This window comes from Streptomonospora salina (assembly GCF_014204715.1).
Taxonomy (GTDB): domain Bacteria; phylum Actinomycetota; class Actinomycetes; order Streptosporangiales; family Streptosporangiaceae; genus Streptomonospora; species Streptomonospora salina.
Genome location: NZ_JACHLY010000001.1, coordinates 2,679,223 through 2,701,560 on the forward strand (window position 1 = coordinate 2,679,223; position 22,338 = coordinate 2,701,560).

At 70.2% G+C, this 22,338-nt stretch carries 16 protein-coding genes and 1 tRNA gene; 13 read left to right on the plus strand and 4 right to left on the minus strand.

The features are described from left to right. Positions 1-3 precede the first annotated feature (3 nt). Complete coding sequence (gene gyrA, locus HNR25_RS12260; protein WP_184635159.1) at positions 4-2,655, plus strand: DNA gyrase subunit A; 2,652 nt, start codon at positions 4-6, stop codon at positions 2,653-2,655. Positions 2,656-2,987: 332 nt separating this feature from the next. Here gyrA and HNR25_RS25895 read toward each other — a convergent pair whose 3' ends face one another. Continuing rightward, on the minus strand, positions 2,988-3,497 hold the full coding sequence (locus HNR25_RS25895) for a hypothetical protein (protein WP_246463627.1): 510 nt from the start codon (positions 3,495-3,497) through the stop codon (positions 2,988-2,990). A gap of 229 nt (positions 3,498-3,726) precedes the next feature. Here HNR25_RS25895 and HNR25_RS27220 point away from each other — a divergent pair, with 229 nt between their 5' ends. Both HNR25_RS27220 and HNR25_RS12270 read left to right on the plus strand, forming a co-directional pair. Beyond that, the gene (locus HNR25_RS27220; RefSeq protein WP_425579741.1) at positions 3,727-4,587 is read left to right on the plus strand and encodes a DUF3566 domain-containing protein; all 861 of its coding nucleotides are present in this window, start codon (positions 3,727-3,729) and stop codon (positions 4,585-4,587) included. Positions 4,588-4,760: 173 nt separating this feature from the next. Beyond that, positions 4,761-4,834: transfer RNA gene (locus HNR25_RS12270), tRNA-Ile, on the plus strand. A gap of 171 nt (positions 4,835-5,005) precedes the next feature. On the opposite strand, the gene HNR25_RS26840 is transcribed toward HNR25_RS12270, so the two are convergent. Continuing rightward, the gene (locus HNR25_RS26840) at positions 5,006-5,524 is read right to left on the minus strand and encodes a helix-turn-helix domain-containing protein (protein WP_312862505.1); all 519 of its coding nucleotides are present in this window, start codon (positions 5,522-5,524) and stop codon (positions 5,006-5,008) included. On the opposite strand from HNR25_RS26840, the gene HNR25_RS12280 reads away from it, so the two are divergent. Next, positions 5,424-5,897 (plus strand): helix-turn-helix transcriptional regulator, encoded by a 474-nt coding sequence (locus HNR25_RS12280; protein WP_184635163.1) that lies wholly within the window; start codon positions 5,424-5,426, stop codon positions 5,895-5,897. The two genes, HNR25_RS26840 and HNR25_RS12280, sit on opposite strands and share 101 nt — an antisense overlap. Positions 5,898-5,899: 2 nt before the next feature. On the opposite strand, the gene HNR25_RS26845 is transcribed toward HNR25_RS12280, so the two are convergent. Further along, positions 5,900-7,459, minus strand: a complete 1,560-nt coding sequence (locus tag HNR25_RS26845) for an ADP-ribosylglycohydrolase family protein (RefSeq protein ID WP_184635165.1) — start codon at positions 7,457-7,459, stop codon at positions 5,900-5,902. A gap of 90 nt (positions 7,460-7,549) precedes the next feature. Between HNR25_RS26845 and HNR25_RS12290 the strand changes: the two genes are divergently transcribed. The 9 genes from HNR25_RS12290 (at position 7,550) to cas3g (ending at position 20,155) form a co-directional block, all read left to right on the plus strand. Next, entirely contained in the window at positions 7,550-7,873 is a 324-nt protein-coding gene (locus HNR25_RS12290; protein WP_184635168.1) for a hypothetical protein, read from the plus strand. A 143-nt stretch (positions 7,874-8,016) separates the two neighbouring features. Further along, positions 8,017-8,829 (plus strand): N-6 DNA methylase, encoded by an 813-nt coding sequence (locus HNR25_RS12295; protein WP_184635170.1) that lies wholly within the window; start codon positions 8,017-8,019, stop codon positions 8,827-8,829. 149 nt (positions 8,830-8,978) lie between these two features. Then, positions 8,979-9,560, plus strand: coding sequence for a hypothetical protein (locus HNR25_RS12300; RefSeq protein ID WP_184635172.1), 582 nt, complete (start codon positions 8,979-8,981; stop codon positions 9,558-9,560). A gap of 156 nt (positions 9,561-9,716) precedes the next feature. After that, complete coding sequence (locus HNR25_RS12305) at positions 9,717-10,604, plus strand: DUF2637 domain-containing protein (protein ID WP_184635174.1); 888 nt, start codon at positions 9,717-9,719, stop codon at positions 10,602-10,604. 107 nt (positions 10,605-10,711) lie between these two features. Then, complete coding sequence (locus HNR25_RS12310; RefSeq protein WP_184635177.1) at positions 10,712-11,476, plus strand: hypothetical protein; 765 nt, start codon at positions 10,712-10,714, stop codon at positions 11,474-11,476. A gap of 98 nt (positions 11,477-11,574) precedes the next feature. Beyond that, the gene (locus tag HNR25_RS12315; RefSeq protein WP_184635179.1) at positions 11,575-12,864 is read left to right on the plus strand and encodes a helix-turn-helix domain-containing protein; all 1,290 of its coding nucleotides are present in this window, start codon (positions 11,575-11,577) and stop codon (positions 12,862-12,864) included. 558 nt (positions 12,865-13,422) lie between these two features. After that, the gene (gene cas7g, locus HNR25_RS12320) at positions 13,423-14,685 is read left to right on the plus strand and encodes a type I-G CRISPR-associated RAMP protein Csb1/Cas7g (RefSeq protein WP_184635181.1); all 1,263 of its coding nucleotides are present in this window, start codon (positions 13,423-13,425) and stop codon (positions 14,683-14,685) included. A gap of 6 nt (positions 14,686-14,691) precedes the next feature. Continuing rightward, entirely contained in the window at positions 14,692-16,140 is a 1,449-nt protein-coding gene (gene csb2, locus HNR25_RS12325) for a type I-G CRISPR-associated protein Csb2 (RefSeq protein WP_184635183.1), read from the plus strand. Continuing rightward, positions 16,124-20,155, plus strand: a complete 4,032-nt coding sequence (gene cas3g, locus HNR25_RS12330) for a type I-G CRISPR-associated helicase/endonuclease Cas3g (protein ID WP_184635185.1) — start codon at positions 16,124-16,126, stop codon at positions 20,153-20,155. The genes csb2 and cas3g overlap by 17 nt, the downstream gene beginning before the upstream one ends. A gap of 1,188 nt (positions 20,156-21,343) precedes the next feature. Here cas3g and HNR25_RS12335 read toward each other — a convergent pair. Next, complete coding sequence (locus tag HNR25_RS12335) at positions 21,344-22,189, minus strand: NAD(P)-dependent oxidoreductase (RefSeq protein ID WP_184635187.1); 846 nt, start codon at positions 22,187-22,189, stop codon at positions 21,344-21,346. Positions 22,190-22,338: the final 149 nt, after the last annotated feature.

Genomic DNA, 22,338 nt, shown 5'->3' on the forward strand with positions numbered 1-22,338 from the left:
CCAGTGACGGATGCGAACACACCGGAAGCTCCGGAAGAGGCCGAAGGACCGCGCCAGCGTGTCGAGCCGGTCGACATCCAGGTCGAGATGCAGCGCAGCTACCTCGACTACGCGATGTCGGTCATCGTCGGCCGTGCGCTGCCCGACGTCCGCGACGGCCTCAAGCCCGTGCACCAGCGCGTGCTCTACGCGATGTACGACGGCGGCTACCGGCCCGACCGCGGCTACTTCAAGTGCGCCCGCGTCGTCGGCGACGTGATGGGCAACTACCACCCGCACGGCGACAGCGCCATCTACGACACCCTGGTGCGCCTCGCCCAGTCGTGGTCCATGCGGATGCCGCTGGTCGACGGAAACGGCAACTTCGGCTCCGCCGGCAACGACCCCGCCGCGGCCATGCGCTACACCGAGTGCAAGCTGGCTCCGCTGGCCATGGAGATGCTGCGGGATATCGACAAGGAGACCGTCGACTTCCGGCCCAACTACGACGGCCGCTCCCAGGAGCCCGTCGTACTGCCGTCCCGCATCCCCAACCTGCTGGTGAACGGCTCCGCCGGCATCGCGGTGGGCATGGCCACCAACATCCCGCCGCACAACCTGCGCGAGGTCGCCGACGGCGTCCAGTGGTTCCTGGCCAACCCCGAAGCCACCGACGAGGCCCTGCTGGACGAGCTGATCGCCCGCATCAAGGGGCCCGACTTCCCCACCAACGGGCTCATCGTGGGCCGCCGCGGCATCGAGGAGGCCTACCGCACCGGTCGCGGCTCCATCACGATGCGCGCGGTCGTGGAGGTCGAAGAGGACTCGCGGGGCCGCCAGACACTGGTCGTCACCGAGCTTCCCTACCAGGTCAACCCGGACAACCTCGCGCTGAAGATCGCCGAACTGGTCAAGGACGGCAAGGTCTCCGGCATCGCCGACGTCAAGGACGAGAGCAGCGGCCGCACCGGCCAGCGCCTGGTCATCGTGCTCAAGCGCGACGCCGTCGCCAAGGTCGTCCTCAACAACCTGTACAAGCACACCCAGCTGCAGGAGACCTTCGGCGCGAACATGCTCGCGCTGGTCGACGGCGTGCCGCGCACGCTGCGGCTGGACCAGCTCATCCGGTTCTGGGTCGAGCACCAGATCGACGTCATCGTCCGCCGCACCCGCTACCTGCTGCGCAAGGCCGAGGAACGGGCCCACATCCTGCGGGCGCTGCTGCGCGCTATCGACCGCATCGACGAGGTCATCGCGCTCATCCGCGGTAGCGCCTCGGCCGACGAGGCCAAATCGGGACTGATGGGGCTCCTGGAGATCGACGACATCCAGGCGCGGGCGATCCTGGACATGCAGCTGCGCAAGCTCGCCGCTCTGGAGCGCCGGGCGCTCACCAACGAGTACGACGAGCTGATGGCCCAGATCGACGACTACAACGACATCCTGGCCTCGCCGGAGCGGCAGCGCCGGATCGTCGGCGACGAGCTCAGTGAGATCGTCGAGAAGTACGGCGACGACCGCCGCACGCACATCATCCCGTTCGAAGGGGATATGCGTATGGAGGACTTCATCGCCGAGGACGACGTGGTCGTCACCATCACCCGCGGCGGTTACGCCAAGCGCACCCGGCTCGACGGCTACCGTGCCCAGAAGCGCGGCGGCAAGGGAGTACGCGGGGCGCAACTGCGCCAGGACGACATCGTCCAGCACTTCTTCGTCACCACCACGCACAACTGGATCCTCTTCTTCACGAACAAGGGGCGCGTCTACCGCATCAAGGCCTATGAGCTGCCCGAGGCGGCCCGCGACGCCCGCGGCCAGCACGTCGCCAATCTGATGGAGTTCCAGCCCGACGAAGAGATCACCCAGGTGATGGCGCTGCGCGGGTACGACGACGCGCCGTATCTGGTGCTGGCGACCCGCCAGGGGCTGGTGAAGAAGTCGCGGCTGGAGGACTTCGACTCCTCCCGGTCGGCCGGGATCATCGCCATCAACCTGCGCGACGACGACGAGCTGATCTCGGCGCGGTTGGTGTTCCCCACCGACGACCTGCTGCTGATCAGCGGTGACGCCCAGGCGATCCGCTTCCCCGCCTCCGACGACTCCCTGCGACCGATGGGGCGCGCCACCAGCGGTGTCATCGGGATGCGGTTCCAGGACGGCGAGTACCTGCTGAGCATGGACGTCGTCCGGGAATCCGACGGGCCGGCCGACGTGCTGGTGGCCACCGAAGGCGGCTACGCGAAGCGGACGCCGGCCGACCAGTACCCGGTGCAGAACCGCGGCGGCAAGGGCGTGCTGACGGCCAAGGTCGTCGAGACGCGCGGCAGGCTCGTGGGCGCGCTGATGGTCTCCCCGGACCAGGACGAGGTCTTCGCGATCACGTCTTCGGGCGGGGTGATCCGCACCCACTGCTCGGAGGTGAAGCAGTCGGGCCGGGCGACCATGGGCGTGCGGCTGATGAATCTGGACGAGGGCAATCACGTCGTGGCCGTCGCCCGCAACGCTGAAGCCGACGAGGACCAGGTCGGGGAGGGCGCCGAGACCGGCGCCGGCACGGAGACCGGCGCCGGTGTCGAGACGGCATCCGGAGACGAGGACGCATCCGGTGGGCAGGAGACCGAGATCGCCGGAACCGAAAGCGGTATCGGAGGATCGGACGGGGTGGAGTCCTGACCGAGTGCCGGAACCGCGCTGAGATCAGCGCGTAGCCGGACGCCCGTAGACTCCTCGGCACGACCGGAACGCACCGCGGAGGGCGGTATCGGCCGCCCTCCGTGTGCTGTTTCGGCTAACCGACGAATCGGGCATAGAGTTTGCCCCCGTGGCAGTGTCGTCCGCCGGTGCGGAGTCGGCCTCGGATCGATCCCCCTTGACCCTGTTTCACCGTCACAAGGAAAGTCCAGCGGTAACGTGGCTATGTCTGACAACACGCAACGGCAGTCCACCGCTCACGAGAAGTCCGCGGCGGACGGCGTGAGCACGGAATCGACGACCGCAGAATCGGATCAGGCCGCCACAGCCCGGGAGCAGAACGGGGACGATACCGCCGCCTCCGACGGATCCGCCGACGCGCCGAGCGACGACACGGCGGCCGACGGGTCCGACCCTTCCGAGGGCACCGCCGAGTCCTCCGCAGCGGTCCGAGACGGGGACGCCACGAAGGGCGGGGCGGCGAAGAAGGGCGCCTCGAAGCCCGAGTCGGGATCCGGGAGCGGTTCGGCAGCGGCGGGCCGGAAGCCAGCGAGCGCGAAGCCCGACGCTTCGAGCCCGGCATCCGCGTCCGCGGGCACGGCCGGGAGCACGGCGAAGACCGGGAAGGGCTCCGGGGCCGAGGACACCCCGAGCGCAGAGACCGCGAAGACCGCCTCCCCGACGCAGGCCGCCGCGGAAACCGACGGTTCCACCGACAGCGCGGACACGAAGCCGGAGCCGGCGAAGCCGACGGATTCCGCGAAGTCCGGAACCGAGTCCGCTGACTCGTCGACGTCCGCGGGCACCGGGGGCGCGAAGGACACGAAGAGCGCGAAGGACGGCGTCGCCGATCAGGCGTCGGGTCCCGGACCCGCCGGCAGCGCCGGAGCCGGGGGCGCCGGCGGCAAGGGCGACACGTCGACAAAGAAGCCTGGCGACATCTCGTCCGGCACCGCCTCGACGGACTCGGCGAAGAAGACCGGTAAGGGGTCGGCGGCGGCCGCATCGCCGTCGTCCGGATCGTCGTCGGCGAAACCGTCCTCGCCGTCTTCGCTGTCGGCGGGTTCGTCCGCTGCCGGCGCCGGCGCCGGCGCCGGCAGCGGCAGCGCGTCGGCAGGCACGGGCGCGGGCTCGGCGGGTTCCGGCCGCCCTACGGGCGGCGAGGCGTCGGCCAAGTCCGCGTCCGCCACCGGGGCCGCGAGCGGCACGCCTTCCGCGGCTTCCGGGGCCACCGCGCGATCCTCCTCCGGCACGGGATCGGGCACCGGTGCGGCGAAGCCCGCCGCCTCCGCGTCTTCCGCGGCCGGTTCGGCCAGCTCAACGGCGAGCAAAACGGGTAAGAGCCCTCAGGGGGCTTCGACCACGTCGGGTGCATCCCGCGGATCGGGCGGTTCCGCCGGTGCGGCTTCGGGGAGCGAGCCGGCCGGCGGCAGCGGATCAGCGGCGAGTACGTCCCCCGCGGAGGCGAAGGCCGAGCAAAGGGGAGTGTCGATGATGGCGCCGAACGGGCCCGCGACCACGGTCAAGGCCGGAAAATCCACGCGCAAGGCGCACTTGGCGGTGAGTCGCGTCGAGCCGTGGTCGGTGATGCGCTTCAGCTTCGTCATCTCGCTGGTGTGCTTCATCATCCTGTTCGTCGCGGTGTTGGTGCTCTACGGGATCCTCTCGGGCCTGGGCGTCTTCGACGCGATCACGGACCTGATCACCTCCCTCACCGAAGGAGGCGAGGGCGACGAGCTGAACCTCCAGCCCGCGTCGTGGTTCTCGCCCGGCCGCGTCCTCGGCTACACCGGCCTGATCGGCGCCTTGAACATCATCCTGATCACGTCGCTGTCCACGATCGGTGCGATGCTTTACAACCTGGCGGCCGACCTCGTCGGCGGCATCGACGTGACGCTGTCCGAGACCGAGTAGAGGACCGACCGACCCGGCGATCGCCCCGTTCCGCAGTCGCGAGCATCCCTCGCAAGGCAGTAGAGTGGATCCGCGGGCAGGCGGCCTCCCCCACGGGTGACCGCGGACCCGACCACCGCCTCGACCTGGTTCGCCCTGAATCGACGAGTGCGGTAAAGTTCCACCTGGAACGCGGGCGTATAGCTCAGTCGGTTAGAGCGCATCCCTGATAAGGATGAGGCCCCAGGTTCAAGTCCTGGTACGCCCACTCGTTTATGCAGATCAGAGCCTGGTTCCCGCTGTGCGGGAGCCGGGCTCTTGTTCGTTTGACCGTCGCTTGACCGTGAGGACGACCCGGTAGCGCCTGTCAGGACCCAGCTGCGTGTGGCAGCGAGCGGTAGGAACGGGATCGGCGGCCGAGGACGTATTCGGCGAATGGTCACTGTGACTCCGTAGTCGTATCGGGCAGCTCGACCGGTAGTGGAACGTCGAGCAGACGCAGTATTTGCGCTGTCGGGATGCGGTAGGAGTCCCCGTAGCGCGTCACTGTACAAGGGAACTCTCCGCTCCTGGCTAGCTCGTAGGCAGTCGTTCGTCCCATGTTCAAGGCTCTCGCCGCTGTCATGAGGTCGACGGCGGCGGGTAGCGAGTACAGCTCGGAGATCGTCAAGGGCGTCCTGGGCACTCCGGCATCTGCTCCTTCGGTCGCACACTGGGCATCCGGTAGCAGTAAGCGGAGGCGGGGGCGCGATCTGTGACCGGCGCTCGCTGAGCGTTGGTGTACGTTCGTGCTCAGGTTCCGGCGATGAGAACCGGACTGGTGCGCATCACCCTCCTCTGTGTCGAAAGCCGAGGTCATGTCGCGAGCAGGAGTGCCCTCGTGGGATCCCCGGGCGCTGTACTCGGCGCGTACGAATGCGCGGTTGGACCAGGGCGTCCTCGCTGAACGCGTGGGCATCTCGCGCGCCAGTGTGGCCAACTACGAGCGGACGGACGGCCACGCTCCCTCGCCCGCTGTGCTGGTGTCCCTGGCCCGGGCTCTGGACGCTCCTCCGCGTGAGCTGCTGGCGCCGGACGCGCGAGGGTTGGCGGTCCTGCGAGCCGTTGCGGGACTCTCCCAGTCGGAACTGGTGGAGCGGCTTCCCACCCGGGATCTCAGCGTCCCGGCCTATAAAGCCATCGAGACCGGGCGCACCCGGCGCCTCCGCGAGTCGGACGCCGAGGCGATCGCGGCGGTACTGGGCACCGACCGCGACACCCTGATGCGCGAGCACGCCTACGACGTCGACGCCTTCACCGCTCGGGCGGGCGAGGGATCTGCTGCCGAGTGAGCTCATCCGTCCGCGCTTGGGCGAAGAGGGAGTTGCTCGTGCGGGGGACGGGATCGGCGGGGCGTGGGCGTGCCCGACAGTGTGAAGACGGCGTCGACCAGCTCGGGATTGATCATGGAGTCGTCGCCGTGCAGGGCGGCGCAGACCTCGGTGAGCGCCGTTCCGGGGCCGATTCCCGAGCGCAGTACGCCGTAGCGGGCGGCGACGGCGGGGGTGCGGCTGCGCCCGGCGGCGCAGTGCAGGAGAACACGCTTGCCCTCCGCGCGCAACTCGGCCACGGCACGGGCGGCCTGGTCGAGTACATAGGGCGTGTGGGCGTTGGCGCCGGGTGTGTCGACCAGCCAGACCTGCATGTGATCGCCGCCGGGAAGGCCGGTGAAGTCCTCGACGCCCGTGCGGCACAGCGATACCACGGCGTCGACCTCCGGTTTCGCGTCGGCCAGTGCGAGGTTTCCCAGGATCAGGCCCGGGTCGCGGGGATGGGCGGTGTGGACGGGAATCGCGGCGTCCTCGGGTCGCGGCTGGTGGTGGGCGGCGGGCCACCCGGTGGAGTCGGTTCCGAAGGCGATGCCGATGCCCTGGGCCGCCAGGTCGCGGACGGTGTAGCCGGGCCAGCCGTGGACGATGCGCTGCCATTCGAGGGGAATGGCCGAGACGCCCCAACGGGCACCGAGAAGCCCTCCGGCGATAGCGGCGACGGTGTCGGTGTCGTGGCCGGCGCGGACGGCGGCCTCCAGCGCGTGGCGGAAGTGGTCTGCCCGGAAGGAGCCTTCGGCGGGCCGGTGCGCGGGGATCAGCGTGCGGATGATCGCTGACCAGGCTGCCTGGAGAGCGTGCACGACCCAGCCGTTGCTGCAGAAGCTCGCAGGCGGATGGCTTGCGGCTTCGTCGAAGCGGTCGCGCCACACCTGCCTGCGGTGGTCGGGAAGCAGGGTGACGGCGTCGCGTAGGCCGTCGAACTCTCCGTGCACCACCGCATGGCGGATCGCTTCGCACCAGAGGATGCAGGCTTCGGCCGCTTCCGGGTCGCTATGCGTGAGGCGGCTGAAGCGGTCGGCCGCGGCCGCCAGGCCTTCCCGGTCGGTGAGGTAGGCGAGTGCCAGTGGCGCGGTGCGCATCAGGGAGCCGTTGCCCGCGCTGGGGACGCCGGATGTGTAACGCTTCCAGGCGGCTGCTGTCATCCGGTCGGATACGAAGGGGGCCCCCGCGTGCTGTTGGGCGGCGTGGAGAACGCTCGACGTCTGGATCCCGATGTCGGTGGCGCCTTCGCGTCGCCAGTGCAGCCAGGCCTCGGCCGTGTGGTCGCGGCCCTGTGGCGAGTCCACGTCGGCCCCGTAGAGCAGAGCGGCCTCGGCCAGGCAGACGGCCATCTGGGTGTCGTCGCTGTATTCGCCGGGTGCGTAGGGGCCCAAGCCCCCTCCGGCCATCGTCGGTGTCCGGTCGTCGCTGAGGCGAGGTTGGAACTCGTAGGGCACGCCGAGGGCGTCGCCGCATGCGGTACCGGTCAGTACGCCGGCGGCCCGGTCGCGGATTCGGGGATCACGGGTGAGGTCGATGTGCATGGAGCCTCCGTTTTTTCGGTTGAAGGGAGTCACGGGTCGGACTGTTGGCGGTTTTGCGTTGACGACGGGTTGCCGAGAGAAAGGGGCATTATGGATTCCGAGCAGACGTCGCCGGTCGTGACCGTCACGCAGGCGGGCGGACGGCAGTTGATCGGGGTGTCGCTGCGGTCGGGGCCTGAGGAGTCCTCCACACCGCTGCGTGCGGCCTGCTACCGCTACGACGGTGATGACGACGGCGCCGAAGCACCGATCCTGTCTCTGGACCAGGGCACAGTGCACGCACAGCTCAGCTGCGCCGATCGCGGGGCGGTGTGTGAAGCCGATGTCCGCACGGCTCGCCTGATCGCCGAAGCGGCTCTGGGCTACTTCGAGGCCATGCTGAGGGCACGCGCGAATCAGACCGCAATCGACTGACGGTTGGGCTCCGGGGCGGGCCCTGACGAAGGGTTCCGCCCCGCGAAGCCATATATATCTTAAGCAAACATTCAACATCAACGCAAGTCCGGTCATGCGGCTTATGATTGACACTATAGTTTGCTTAAGTTATTACTTGTCCCATGCAATCAACACGAACCCAAGTGACAGCCGTAGCCGAGGCGGCCTGCTCCGCATGGCAGAGTGCCTTCGCCGGCCCGGACAGCCGCGTCCCGCTCAGCGTGGTGGCGGCCCTGAGCCTGGTCGATCACGGAGATCCCGCCGACGTCATAGGTGCCGATGACGCGGAAGTAGCGCAGCTCATCGGTCACCTGTGGAGCTCCTTCTGCCGCCTGCGCCCGGACCTGGCCTACCGCGTTATGTCCTTATTGGAGTGGAGTCCCGGAAGGCGGGTCGGGGCCGATGAACACCGCGGCGCCGCCGCCGTGGCTCGCGCCGCGGTCGATGCCGGGATCCTGGACATGGGAGCTTCGGGCGCCCTGCAGGAAGAGGACGTGCTCGGACCGTTGGTATCGATGCTGCGCCCGCCCTCGGCGCTGCAACGCACCGGGACCTTCTTCACCCCCGCAGACGTCGCCGACCTGATGGCGGCCACGACCCTGGGTGAGGGGCGGATTCCTGCCGGCAGCAGCATCGCCGACGAAGCCGCCGGAACCGGCGGACTCCTGCTCGCAGCCGCGCGACACCTGCGTCGCCGCGGCATCGAACCGGCCACGATGCGATGGGCCGCGGCCGACATCGATCCGCTGATCGCCGCCTGCCTGGCCGTCAACGTCCACCGCTGGGGGCTGGGCCCTCGGGTCCTGATCGGCTGCGCCGACACCCTCGCTCACGACTGGGTGGAGCAGGCCAGCCACGAACGGGATCTGGGCCTGGGCATCGCCCGCAACACCGGGATCCTGGCTGCCCTGCGCGGATTCGGCGCAGCCGCCTGACAGGCCCCATACCACTGCACCGATATTCATCCGATGGTCGGGTGACCTGGGAGCCGCTTTCGAACGTTCTGCGGTCCCGGACGGCATCCCCTGTTGTCCGCATCGCCCGACCACGTTCACCCCGTTTTCGACCGGCCAGGGAGGCCCGTATGTCTCAAACCCCGTTCCCCATGCCCGAGACGGTCCGTGCTCTGCACCGGACCCCCGAAGGAGTGCCCATCCCGTGGAACACCGAATGGGACAGCTCCGAGAACCGCCGCATCGTCCAGCGCCTCACGCCCGCTCCTCGCCTGGACTGCGACTGCATCATCGGCCGCGGTGAGCCCCGCATGGGCGGGCAGTGCCCGAGCCGACAGCGCATGGCGGTGACGGGGCGGCTGTGCGGGGTGTGCGGCACCCCCGTCGACGCCCGCACGTCCGTGGCATGGATCAGCGCCACCCCGGGCGCCTCGCTCGTCGAGCCGGGGGCGCACCCGGCGTGCCTGGCCTACGCGATGTGCGCCTGCCCCCACCTGCAGCACCTGCTGCACCGTTCCCGCGTCATCGAGTGCCAGGAGTACGCCGTGGCCGAGAGCCACATCGTGCTGCGCGAAGGCGCCGCCCTTGAGCGTGTGCCGGCTCCGCTCGACAGCACGAGGCCGGGGCTCCTGGACTTCTACGTTTCCCTGCCGCACGAGTCGCGTACGACCTACGCCCGCCGCTGGCTCGACGAGCAGACCGCGCGCAATTAGCCCGACGCACACGCTCACCCCGGGAAGCGAAAGGAGCGACATGAGATCTCACCAAGCGACACCGACCACGACAAGCGCCACGACCTTCGGACACGAGCCGGATATCGCGCATTGCGGCTGCGGTCTCGGCGGCCGCCGAGACGCCAAGGCGGCGACATGAGCGACACGACAGCGACACACCGCCGCAGCGGCAGCCGACGCGGGCGGTTCGCCTGGGGCCAGCTCGCGACGCTCGGCGGCAGCTTGGCCATCGCCATCGGTCTGGCGCTGGTCTCCTACGGCCACATCCACTCCTTCGCCCGCGACGCGGGCGCGTCGGTATGGGAAGCCGCCATTGTCGCGGCCACGGTCGACGGACTGATCGTCGTCGCCATCGGAGCCATCGGACATGCGCGGCGAACGGGAGCGACACCCCCGAGGATGGTCAAGATGGCCCTGGTCATCGGAATCATCGCCACCACCGGCGCCAACGTGCACGACGGTCTCCCCCACGGCTGGCGGGGTGTGGTGCTCGCGCTGTGGGTGCCCATCGCCGCCGAGGTGGCCTATCAGCTGGCGATGTGGGTCGGGCGTACTCCGGTGCCGCAGGAGGAACCCCCCGAACTGGTCGTGTGCGGCGCCTTCAGCAGCGTCGAGTCTCTGTCGGCGTCGCTGGACGGTCGCCGGCCGCTGGGGCTGGGCGAGCATGTCGCGGACGACACCGGCGAAAGCCGCCCCGGCGGGGTCGGCGTCGCCACCGACGCCCTGCCCAGGATCGACGACCTGCCCGCCAAGAAGCGCGACGCCCTGGTCGTATTGCTGAACGAACCGGCGATCTCCGGGGCCGAACTCGGCCAGCGGCTCGGGCTGACGCCCCGCACCGGGCAGCGCTACCGCGAGCAGCTCACCCCGATGGTGCGACTGCACGGCGGTCGCCCCGCACCCGAAACCGTCACCCGCGACACAGCGGCCCCACTGGGCGACACCGCCCCGATGCCGCCTGTCGGCGACGACATCGCAGCGACAGCGCCGTGCGACACCGGCGAACGCGCCCTGGTCGCCTGACACACCGACGACTGACCCCATAACCAGCAGCAGCGGCCACCCTGTCGAGTTTGCTTAAAACAGTTCGTGTCTTAAGTGAATGGAGTGGACGCCAACAGGAGGAAGACATGGAACCCCTCACCCCAACGATCACCCGCATCGCCGACCGCGTCGCCGACGCCTGGACCTACCACTGCGGCCCCAGCCGTGTGGAGATACCCGCCGGCGTGTGCGTCGCCATCGCGCTCACTCGCGACCTGCCCGCCCGCGGTCACGGCCTGACCGACCTGCCCAACCTGCCTGCGCTCTCGCCCACCGAGGTGCGCCGCGAGATGTGGATGCGCTGGAACCACCTCAATCGGCTCCACCTCTGGGCGCGCCCCCGTTGGCTGTGCCTCTACGGCGACCTCGCCCCCACCCCCTGGGTCTGGAACCTCGAGGCCGGCGTTCAGGCCGTGGCCGCCGTATGCGTGGAGGAAGGCCTCGCCCAGCTGCTCGCAGACGACGAAACCCGCCTGGGAGCCGACGTACTCGGCCACATCCGCCACCGCCTGGTCGGCCTGCTGTGGTCGCAAGATCCCTCGCCGTTGGAAGACGACCGTCGGCTGTCGGGTCCCACACGTTCCCTACTGGCCTCGGCCGCGGACGGCTCGGCCCTGTGCATCGACGGGAACGCCGCCTCGGTCTTTCCGCGCATCGTCGGCGAACTGCGGCGCATCGGCCGCTCCCCGGCCGCCCTGCGCTGGCACCTGCGCGAGATCCATGAGCTCTCCGCGGCCGTCCTCACCGCCAGCTGCGTGCTGTGGGAGGTCGGCGAACCGCTGATCGGCATCGCCGAGCACGGCGAGTGGGTCGCCGAAGCCCTCGAAGAACGCGAAGAGCTCGGCTTCTAGGAGAAACCGACTGCTCGTTCTGAAACGAACTGAGGCCGTCCGGTGGTGGATCACCGGACGGCCTCTGACCACCGTCCTGACCTGACCAGGAGGCGGCCATGCCCGATCATAACCCCCGCTCATCCCCCGCTCCCGGCCTCGACGACACCGAACGTCCCCGCAAGCGCCCCATGGGAGCCATGCGCGGACTCGGATTCATCCCCAGCCTGTGGATCACCACTGCTCTGAAGCGAGGCTTGATCCCCTCCTCGCGTGCCCACACCGTGCTGGCGATCCTGGCCGACGCCGTCGACGCCGATGGGCGCTGGTGCTGGCTGCGTATCACGACCATCGCCGCCCGATCAGGTGGCACGCTGAGCACATCCACCGTCAAGCGGGCGCTGGCCGATCTGGAGCAGGCCCGCCTCATCCGCCGGCTTCCCAAGTCCGCGGTGCATGCCTTTTTCGCCGACGACCTCGCCGCGGGGCGGCGCACCGGCGACCGCCTACCGGACGTCATCGAGCTTCTCATTCCTGCGTCGGCGTTCCCGACGCAGACGGTGGAAGAGATCAACGCGGTGCGCGCTGAACTCGGCGAGTGCCCACTGACTCCCACCACCCGGCCCGATCACGCGAGCACCAACATGGGCCACGCGGCGGAGCATCCTGGTCGCGACGCCGGGTCAGATCGGTCCCCAGACCTGTGCCCTGAAGACCCTCACCCTCAGACCACTTCTCCGACCGGCCCGCCCAGCTCCACCGGGACCATCCCTGAGCGCTCAGCGCGTATCCCCGAGCCCCGTCTACCGGACCCGCCGGCCCGCGGGACCAGCGCGGATCCGGCGCCGTCCGAGGCCGCGCTGCACGCTCTGCGGCTGGTCCCCGACGCCGCCCTGGCCTTCCCGAACGCCGACCGCCGTCGCTTGGCGCTGCGGTTGGACTCGCTGGCGGCACAAGGCGTGTCGTGGGACGACCTCAAGGCGACTGTCGCCGCCGCCGACACCGCCACCCGCCCCTACGCCGCCCTCATGGCCAGGCTTGCCGGTCCGGCGTCTGCGCACGCCTGGCTTGCCCGAGCGCCCAAGAGGGCCGAGAAACCGACCGGAGAGCCCGACTCACCCGCGCCGGAGCGGGAGATCTCGGCCGTCTGCCCCTCGCACCCGAGCATCCGCCCGCTGGCGAGCGGATGCCCGCTCTGCGCGGCAGCTGCTCCGGGCCGTTCCACGGCTCATCCGGCTCCTGGGAGCGCCGGAAGTGTCCGCCATACGGGTACTGAGGACGCGCACCAGGCAGCAGGGCCGCATGGGCTCGACGCGCCGAATCGGCGACGTGTCGGGCTGTCACCAGGAGCCCGCGCCGCCGCGGATTCCGCCCGTGCCCACTTGGCAGAGCTCAAGGCAGCAGTTTGATCTGCAGAGCCGTACCGGAGATGGAGCAGATGACCGAGTCCTTTCATCTCACCCTTCGACGTGGACGACTCTGTCAGAGCCGTGGACACGTCTCCCTTGCGGAGATCGTGATCCCGTCGCGGCGCCTTCAACGTGGACGGCTCCTTCAGAGCCGTGGACACCTCGGGCTGACGCCGCTGTACTACCAGGCCGAGTTCCTTCAACGTGGACGGTTCCTTCAGAGCCGTGGACACCCTGCTTCACCAGTGGAAATGCGGTTCTTTGGGGCATCTCGGGAGCCCGGGAGGGCGATGTTTGTGACCATGTGTCGGATTTTCGGATTGGGAACCTATCGGGGATTTCATGGGCACTGACGGTTCGCCAGGAGTCGCGTCTGTGTTCGACTGAATATAGCTATGCCCTATGTCTACCCGAGTGTGCCGCATCGTCGGATTCCCATCTCGGCCGGTTCCGGACTTCCGCCTCCATTGTCGTCCCCCGCCTATACGGTGCCGATCGCACGTAAGCGCCGAACGGCCCGCAGCGGCCGATCGCCCGTCGACGCCGTAGAGGGGACCCATGTCCGAGGGACTCGTGCAGACACTGCTGGACGCAGTGGACGAAAAACGCACGGTGGCAGGAATCGCGACCCAGGCCCGGTATCGCCCCCCGGAAGGGGAGAAGGTGTTCCCGCCGACCTTCCCCATCGACGGGACCAATGCGCCGGCGCCCGCCCTGGTGGGCCGGCGCCTTACCGATGAGCAGGGACGCCAGTTCATGGTGGTGCGCGAGCAGAGCGCGCACGAAACCGGCCGCAGCCCGGATGACAAGGTGCAGTACCTGATCGAGCCGCGGCGCATCGACGATGAGATGCGGGAGATCGTGGTGCTGGACCAGGTACCCAGCCAGGCCAACAGGATGGAAGCGGCACTCCTGGCGGCTCGCGACGCCGGACGGATCCGGATTCCGCTGTTCGAGCTGACCATGACCGCCTCCGACGAACTCTCGGTGCGGTTGACATCCCTGGAGTTCCCGCACCGCTTTGCCGACGCTTACCTACGCGACAGCCTGCTGGACGGCGTGGTCTTCGACCGGACGCCGGTGGGCCAGCGGCTGCGCTCGGCCACCTCTCACGACGTACGCCCGCTCTTCGAGTACTCGCCGGAATCGCTGATCTTCGGGGCGTGGGACTCCCATCGCAAGGGCCGCGGGGTGAAAATCGCCCGCTCCTACTCCTCCTCCATGATCGGGATGGACCCCCAACTCGGGAAGCGCCGATCGGGCCGGACGGATCCCAACAACCTGACCGGTGCGGTCAAGCCCGGCCACAACGGCGCCGACTGGACCTTCACCTCCTCCGGGGAGAAGAAGAAGGGAGAGCGGCTCAGCGAGGTCGGCCACGGCAACATCGCGCCCGGCTTCGACCACGGCGGAGTGGTGATCAGCAGCGCCCAGCGCAGCGGGTGGCTGTCGCTGGCCGGTCTGGCCCAGCTGCGCTTCGGCGACGCCACCTCGGAGGCCGCCCACCTCGCCCGCGCCACATTGGCGGCGCTGGCGCTGGCAGCCGACCGGTTGGCCTTCGACACGGTTTCGCTGCGGCTGCGCTCGGGCTGCGACCTGGTGCGCACCGAGGACCAGGTGGCGCTGGATGCCGGCAACCACCGCGAACCCCTGGACGTCGATACAGCCTCGGCGATCGCGGCCTTCCACGAGCTGGCCGAGCGCGCCGGGCAGGCCGGCATCCCGATAGCCACCGAAACCGTGTCCCTCACCCCGCATACCGCGTTGGCGCAGGCCATCGACTATGCCCTGACACGGGCCGAGACCAGCGAGGCGGAGTAGTCCGGCATGGCAGTCGCAATCGAAGCCCGGCTGCTTTCGGGCCGCTATGAAGCCGCGACCCAGCGCGGCGATCGGGTCGAGTGGCCGCCGCATCCGGCGCGGGTGTTCTGCGCGCTGGTGGGCGCCGCCCGCTCCCACGCCGAGCGAGAAGCCCTGGAGTGGTTGGAAGCCCAGCCGCCCCCGCAGGTGTGGGCGCCCGAGTTGGAGGGCGACTCGGCGGTGACGACCTATGTGGTCACCAACAAGAAGAGCCCGAAGGGCGGCCATCAGAACTGGCCGGGCCGCACCGCCACCGAACGCACCCGGGTGACCGGCATCCCCACCGACGACACTTTCGCGCTGGTGTGGGGTGAAGCCGAACCTCCCGAGGGGGTCGTGGCAGCGCTGGGCGAGGCGGCATGGCGGGTGCCCTACCTGGGGCGGGCCTCCAACCCGGCGGCGCTGCGCGTGCACACCGCCCCCACCCGCCGGGACGGGTGGGCCATCTACCGGCCAACCAGGTTGGACGCGGTCAACGCGATCGCGCTGCGGGTGTGCTATCCGGGCTATCTGCAGGCATTGGACGCGGCCTTCGACGAAGGGCGGCGCGCGTGGGAGGAGTCGCGCACCCTGCCCTACACGCGCGAGAGCGACGACGACCCCGCCCCTGAGGCGCCGACGGCAGCAGGACCCTTTGCCCGGATCCTGGCCTTCTCCCTACCGGGCGGCACCGTGCGCCCCGAGGGCATCGACCTGCTGCGCGCCACGAACACACTGCGCGCGACCGTCCTCAGCCGCATCGGCGACGCCGCAGCCGGCCAGATCACCGGCCACACCGATCCGGGCCGCGGCCACGTGGGCTACATCGGCCTGGTCGACGTGGGCCACGCAAATGCCCGCGGCCACCTGCTCGGGATGGGCGTGCTCCTGCCCGAGGACCTGGACACCGATGCGGCGGTCCAGTTGCGCCACGCGCTCACCGGCGAGGAGGGAGTGCGGGTGAAGATGGGACGGGCCGGCCACCTCGACCTCACCTACGAGCCCTGGCCTTCAACCCCGCGCCGGCTCACCCCCGGCTACTGGTCGGCCGGCGCGGGCGGGGCCTGCTGCTGGTCCAGCGCCACCCCGCTGATGCTGGACCGCTACATCCGCCCCAGCACCGACCGGGCGGCCGAGGTCGCCCGGTGCCTGGTCACCGCGGGCTACCCGGAACCGGTCCGGGTAGAGGTCGGCGACGCGCCCCTGCTGGCCGGGGCGCCGCACCGCATGAACCCCAAGACGTTCCCGCAGAACCGGCCGCGCCGCAAGATGCTGCACGCCCGCATCACCTTCCCCCACCCTGTTCGCGGTCCGGTAGCTGCCGGGTCGCTGCGCTACCTCGGCTTGGGCCTGTTCGCCCCGGCCCCCGCCCACCACCACACCCACGACGACGAAGATGCACAACTGCGGGAGGCTGCGCATGACGTGGGACGCTGAGGGCTTCGCCCGCTTCTTCGCCGACGTGCACGGCTTCGCGCCGCTGCCCTGGCAACACGCCCTGGCCGATCATGTGCTGCAGGGCGAGGACTGGCCGCAGGAGATCGACGTGCCCACCGGGCTGGGCAAGACCGCGCTGATCGACATCGCCCTGTTCGCCTCCGCCGCCGGAGCGCCGGCGGCCCGGCGGCGGGTGTTCTTCGTCGTCGACCGGCGCCTGGTGGTCGACCAGGCCCACACCCACGCCCGCACCATCGCCGACGCTCTCGCCGCGCCCGGGAGCGAGGCCGTGGCGGCCGTCGCCCGAGCGCTGCGCCCCGCCGAGGGAGAGGACGGGCCGGTGGTGGAGGTCGGGCGGATGCGCGGCGGCACCACCTGGTCCTGGCGGTGGGTGGAGCGGCCCGATGCCCACGCCGTCATCGCCGGCACCGTCGACCAGATCGGCTCCCGGCTGCTGATGCGCGGCTACGGACTCAGCGCCAACCTGGCGCCGATCGACGCGGCCCTGGTGGGCACCGACAGCCTCATCGTCTGCGACGAGGCCCACCTGGCCGAACCGTTCCTCACCACCCTGCAGGCCGCCTCCGAGTTCGCCGGCGGGCCGGGGCGGCTGCACCGCCCCACGGTGGTGGCCATGTCGGCCACGACCAACGGCATGGAGCGCACTCGCCACACCATCACCGCCGCCGACGAGAACCACCCGGTGGCGGCGGCCCGGCTGCACGCGCCCCGCCGACTCCACCTCATCCACCCCAAAGCCACCCCGGCCCAAGCCCCGCGGGCCGTCGTGGCCCAAATGGCCGCCTGGGCCCGGCACCTGGCCGACGAGCCCGACAGCGGCCGGGTGGTACTGAGCGTGTGCAACACCGTGGCCCGCTCCCGCGCCGTCTTCGACGCCCTGGCCACCGCCGGTGTACCCGCCGAACAGCGGATCCTATTGACCGGGCGGACGCGCCCGCTGGACCGCGACCACCTGCTCGCCCGCACCGCCGACAAGTTCTTGCTGGGTCAACGAAGCTATGCGTCGGCCCCGCCATTTCACATTGTCAGCACGCAGACGATCGAGGTCGGAGCTAACCTCGACGCCGACCACCTGGTGACCGAGTCGACCTCGATATCGGCGCTGATCCAGCGGTTGGGCCGCATCGGCCGCGCCCCCGACCAGCGGCCCAACGGGGGAGCAACGGCTTCGGTGTTTCGCGCGGTGGTGGTGCATGACCCCGCCACCACCGACGACGACCCCGTCTACGGGCCCGCCCGCCCAGCCGCCTGGGAAGTGCTCTGCCGCTACGCCACCCCGGCCCGCCCCACCCCCAAAACCAGCCCCAGCGCCGACCTGATGGGCGACCACATCGTCGCCTCCCCCGTCGCGCTGCAACGCATGCTGGCCGACCTCAGCCCTGAGGCACGAGCGCGCCTGGCGCCGCCCGCCCCGCTCGTACCTCGCGTGTGGGAGACCACCCTGCAGGCGTGGTCCAACACCGGACCGCGCCCGCACCCCGACCCGCCGGTTGCGCCCTACCTCCACGGGCTCGAGACCCGCGAGCCGGACGTACAGATCCTCTGGCGCGCCGACCTCACCCCCGCGCACCTGCGCCAGGCCCGCACCGACGGCAGCCGCGTCGCCCCCGCTCCCGAGACGGTACAGCAGCGGCTGCAGGCCCTCCCACCGGCCGCCGAGGAGATGCTCAGCCTGCCCGCCCCGGCCCTGCGCCGCTGGGCCAACGGCAACCCGCCCGCCGACGTGGCCGACGTCGACACCGCCCACGACCCCGCCGAGCCCGACACCCAGAACGCGACGATGCGAGTGGTGCGCTACCGCGGACGCGAGGACATCGCGGTCATCCCCGCCTCGGCAATCCGCCCCGGCGACACCGTCGTCCTGCCCACATCCGCGGGCGGATGCGACGCCTACGGGTGGAACCCCGACTCCCGCGCCCCCGTGATCGACATCGGCGACCTGGCCCTGCGCCGCCATCGCCCCCACCTGCGCATCCACCCGGCCCTGCCCACCGTGCTGCAACCGGCACCCGGAGAACCGGCCACAGACCCCGGCCCCCCGGAGGCCGACGCGCTTGAGCGCATCCGTCCCCTGCTGGAGATCCTGCAGGAGCGCGACCCCGACGCCGCCGTGCGCGGGGCCGACTTCGCCCACGCCCTCACACCGCCCCCCGCTGTGGACGCCGAACCGCTGTTCGCCACCCGCGCCCGGCGCCTGCTGCAGGTGCTGACCGACCTCGCCGCTGCCGGCCCCCGCCGCCTCAACGCCGCCCTCCTTCCCGAATCTGAGGGTGCAGCCGGGGCGGTGGTGCTCTCGACAGCCGGGGCCGGCGCCGGCGACGACGACACCTCCTCGGCCTCCACCGCCCCGGCCCCCGTCGAGCTCGACGAACACCAGCACGCGGTGGCCGACCAGGCCGCCGCCTTCGCCCGCGCCCTCGGCCTCGACGACCACACGGTCCACGCCCTCTGGCTGGCCGGGCGCCACCATGACGAGGGAAAGCGCGACCCCCGGTTCCAAGCCATGCTGCGCGGGCTGCCCGCCGACGCCCTGGACGGGCTGCCCGCATTGGCCAAGTCCGGCTTCAACCCCGCCGACCGCACCGCCTACCGCCAGGCGCTGGCCCGTTCGGGCTACCCGCCCGGGCTGCGCCATGAGGCCCTGTCGGCGCGCATCGCCGCCGCCCTGCTCGACCAACACGGCTACGACGTCGACCGCGACCTCGTGCTGCACCTGATCGCCACCCACCACGGCCGCGCCCGCCCGCTGATCACCCCCGTGCTCGACCCCGAACCGCCCGCGATCCCGCTGCCTACCGGGCTGGAGGCCATCACCGCGGCCAACGGGCTCGACCGGAACCAGCCGGACCGCTTCGCCCGGCTCCAGCAGCGCTACGGGCCCTGGCACCTGTGCCTACTGGAAGCGGTGGTGCGCATGGCCGACATCTGGTGCTCGGCCGGACACACCCTCACCACCCAAACCGCCCCCACCATCCCCCGAAGCCGGCCCCCCGCGCCCGCCCGGCCGCAGCCGGAACACACCGTGACCCTGCCCGCCCTGGACGGACGCGACCCCCTCGGGTTCCTCGCTGCCCTGGGGCTGCTGCGCCTGCTCACCGACCACACCGACCAAACGGCCGCGCTCGCCTTCGACCCCGCCACCGCCACCGCGCACCTCACCAGCCCGCTGCCGAGCCTGGAGGCCATTGCCCAGCAACTGCACACCCTCGTCACCGAGCTCGGCGTGGACCGGCTGCTGCCCGACGCCCCGCCCCACTGGCCACCCCAGCAGGCTTCAGACAGTGCCGCCGACCCCCTGCGGGTGCCTCACGATCGTGTGCCAGCCTTCATCGAAGACGCACTGGCAATGGCTGACGCGACCGTCGAGCAGGCGGCAGTGCGGCGATGGCTGCCGACCATCCTCACCGAGCTAGCCTCCGACACCCACAGGCCGCCTCGCGCCGCCCTAACTCCCTACATGGCGCCTGCAGGAAAGCAGACCGTTGTCACGTTCTTCAAAGCACCGCTCCTCGAGGTTCGCAACCGTCCCCGTCTGCTTGAGGAAGCGCTGCGGGCGTGGCGGCGTGTGGAGGGCACCACGGGGGAGTACCTCGACCACCGCGCCATTCGCATGGCCGGCGATACGCCCCTCGGCAAGGCGGCCCATGCCTCGGTGCCCGGCGCAACCTGGCTGGCCACCCACGCTCTACCCCTGCTGCGTCTGACCGGCGACGCGCGCGGCGCCTCCGCCACCTTGTGGCACCGCATCCGCCGTCGGCGCATCATGGCGTGGCCGATCTGGGAGCCGTCGCTCGATGCCCATGCCGTCCAGGCACTACTGGCCCACCCCCATCTGCGCCCCGACCTCGACCTGACCGGCACCGAACCTGTAGTGACCGCCAATCGCCACCGCATCGCGCCACTGGAGGTCATCACGCTAGGTGCGGCACAGCGTCGTCCAATCGGCGTCAAGAATGCCGGTGTCCTGGCCCCGATTCCGGTGCAACTGCGATGATCCGCGCCGCCAGACGATTGCCAGCGGCCACCGCGGCCGCGAACCGCAAGTGCCCACCAAATCCCCGGGAGGTTCCTAAGCAAAAATCGCCACAAATCACCCATCGAGACGGGCTCTCATACTCGCTCGCAACACCCGAATCCGTATCGGTCCAGGTCGAGTGCTGTGTCCACGTCTCCAGAGGGGACGTCCACGTTGAAGGAGCGCCTGGACGTCGTTGTTGGTGGCGGCGATCATCGTGTCCGCGGCCCCACCGGCGTCGTTCACGTTGAAGGGAGCCCGACCGGATCGGCGAGTGATGGCGCGATGTAACGTCCACGGCCCCAGAGGGGGCGTCCACGTTGAAGGACCCCCGGCTCCCCTGCCAAACAGCTCACCGACCAAGTGTCCACGGCCGCAGAGCGCCGTCCGCCCACGTCGAAGGTCGTGTACCCCGTTTGGCTCCGCGGCTTCCTGGAGCCCCCACAGCTCCCGAAGGGCTGTCCACATTGAAGACGCCAGATGCTGGGCGGCCGCGACGGCGTGTCCACGGCCCGAGAGGGGGGTCCCCGTTGAAGGTATGGCGATGAGCACCGGGACCAGCTCGATAGCTTCGTGTCCACCTCCCCAGAGAGGCCGTCCACGTTGAAGGGAGCCCTGCAACTGTCCCCGCAGCGCCGCCAACGAGCATCCATGGCCCCAGAGGGGCTGTCCACGTTGAAGGCGCCGCGACGGGGCCACAATCTTCGTCAGGGAGACGTATCCACGGCCCCAAAGGGGGCCGTGGACGTTGAAGGTATCGCCAGGTGGGTGAGGGGTTGCGGCGATGTCGCCATTGGTATGAACGTGCAGGTGTACCTTCGACTCCGAAGGAGCCGTCCTCGTTGAAGGTGGGTCGGGGGCGATACTGGGCTCAAGCAGACGATGTCGCCACAGCTCCAGAGAGGCCGTCCACGTTGAAGGTGCGTGACCTGCCTGTCGAAATCGACGATGTCCAGGGTGTCTACGGCCTCAGAGGGGGCATCCACGTTGAAGGTACTGCGAGGTTTGCGATACCCGATACAGGCCGGAGCCGACGGCCCCAGAAGGGGCCGTCCACGTTGAAGGGGCTGCTGGTACGTGGGGCACCTGATCGCTGACTAGTGTCCACGGCCCCGGCGAGGCCGTCCACATTGACGACAGACTGCATCGGAAGCCGGGCAGCACGCTTCAGGCGTCGCCTTCGGGCGGAGGCGGGCCGGCGCTCAGGAGGCCGAGCACCGTGTCCAGGTCGGCAGTGGGATCGTCCTTGAGCGGCGTCCACAGGCGCAGGATGTCGGCGATGTCGTCCAGGGCTTCGCCTGGCAGGCCGGCGTCGGTGAGGGCCCGCGCGGTGTCGTCCAGTTCGGGGTGCCAGCGCCATGCGCGCGCCGCGACGCCGGGGAGCTGTTCCGGGTTCGCGGCCGGGTGCGGCGCGGCGGCGGCGAGCGACGTCAGATGGTCGTCCACACCGTGCTGGGTGGCCATGGCGTGCGCCAGTGCCCCCAGCGTGCGTGTCGCCTTCTGCGCGACGGTGTGCGACAGCTTCAGCGCCGACGCCCGTCCCGGCACATCGTCGAGCTCGGTGATCTCCACGGCGGTGCCGAGGAGCTCGGCCGCCCTGTGGCGGGAGTCCGGTGGACCGGAGAGGAACATGCGTGTGCGAGCGCCGTCGCGGGGCGGAGGGCCGACGATGCAGGCGTCGATCATGTCGGCACCGACCTTGCCCACGTCGTCGGCCAGGGTCTGTGCCCGGTCGGGGCGTATCGCATTGGCGTCGATGTAGAGCCCGTCCCGGAAACCCGCTGTCATAAGCGCGGCGGCGACGTCCTCGGCGGCGGCCGGGTCGACGACGGACAGGATGACGTCGCATTCGGCCAGATCAGTGATCGACGCCGAGTGCAACCCGGCCTGATCGGCGCGTTCGCGGGTGCCGGCGCTGCGCCCGTCGGGGCACCACAGCACCTCGGTGTCGAGGCGGGTGGCGATGGCCGCTCCCATCTGGCCGGGGTGGAGTAGTCCGACGCGGGAACGCATCACTGCTCCACCGCCGCTGCAGCCGCCGGAAAGGAGACCAGCGTCTCGTGAACCTGCTCGTGTACAGCGCGTACCGGTGGTTGAGTGCTCAATCGGGGGCGCTCCAATAGCGTTTCGAACAGTGGAGAGCTTCTTCCGTTTCCCGGGTG

Coding starts and splice junctions, on each gene's coding strand:
- HNR25_RS26840 (WP_312862505.1), bottom strand. CDS start 5,524: ATGCCCACGCGTTCAGCGAGGACGCCCTGGTCCAACCGCGCATTCGTA.
- HNR25_RS12295 (WP_184635170.1), top strand. CDS start 8,017: ATGCAATCAACACGAACCCAAGTGACAGCCGTAGCCGAGGCGGCCTGC.
- HNR25_RS12300 (WP_184635172.1), top strand. CDS start 8,979: ATGTCTCAAACCCCGTTCCCCATGCCCGAGACGGTCCGTGCTCTGCAC.
- cas3g (WP_184635185.1), top strand. CDS start 16,124: ATGACGTGGGACGCTGAGGGCTTCGCCCGCTTCTTCGCCGACGTGCAC.
- HNR25_RS12280 (WP_184635163.1), top strand. CDS start 5,424: ATGTCGCGAGCAGGAGTGCCCTCGTGGGATCCCCGGGCGCTGTACTCG.
- HNR25_RS12335 (WP_184635187.1), bottom strand. CDS start 22,189: ATGCGTTCCCGCGTCGGACTACTCCACCCCGGCCAGATGGGAGCGGCC.
- cas7g (WP_184635181.1), top strand. CDS start 13,423: ATGTCCGAGGGACTCGTGCAGACACTGCTGGACGCAGTGGACGAAAAA.
- HNR25_RS12290 (WP_184635168.1), top strand. CDS start 7,550: ATGGATTCCGAGCAGACGTCGCCGGTCGTGACCGTCACGCAGGCGGGC.
- HNR25_RS12315 (WP_184635179.1), top strand. CDS start 11,575: ATGCCCGATCATAACCCCCGCTCATCCCCCGCTCCCGGCCTCGACGAC.
- csb2 (WP_184635183.1), top strand. CDS start 14,692: ATGGCAGTCGCAATCGAAGCCCGGCTGCTTTCGGGCCGCTATGAAGCC.
- HNR25_RS26845 (WP_184635165.1), bottom strand. CDS start 7,459: ATGCACATCGACCTCACCCGTGATCCCCGAATCCGCGACCGGGCCGCC.
- HNR25_RS12305 (WP_184635174.1), top strand. CDS start 9,717: ATGAGCGACACGACAGCGACACACCGCCGCAGCGGCAGCCGACGCGGG.
- HNR25_RS12310 (WP_184635177.1), top strand. CDS start 10,712: ATGGAACCCCTCACCCCAACGATCACCCGCATCGCCGACCGCGTCGCC.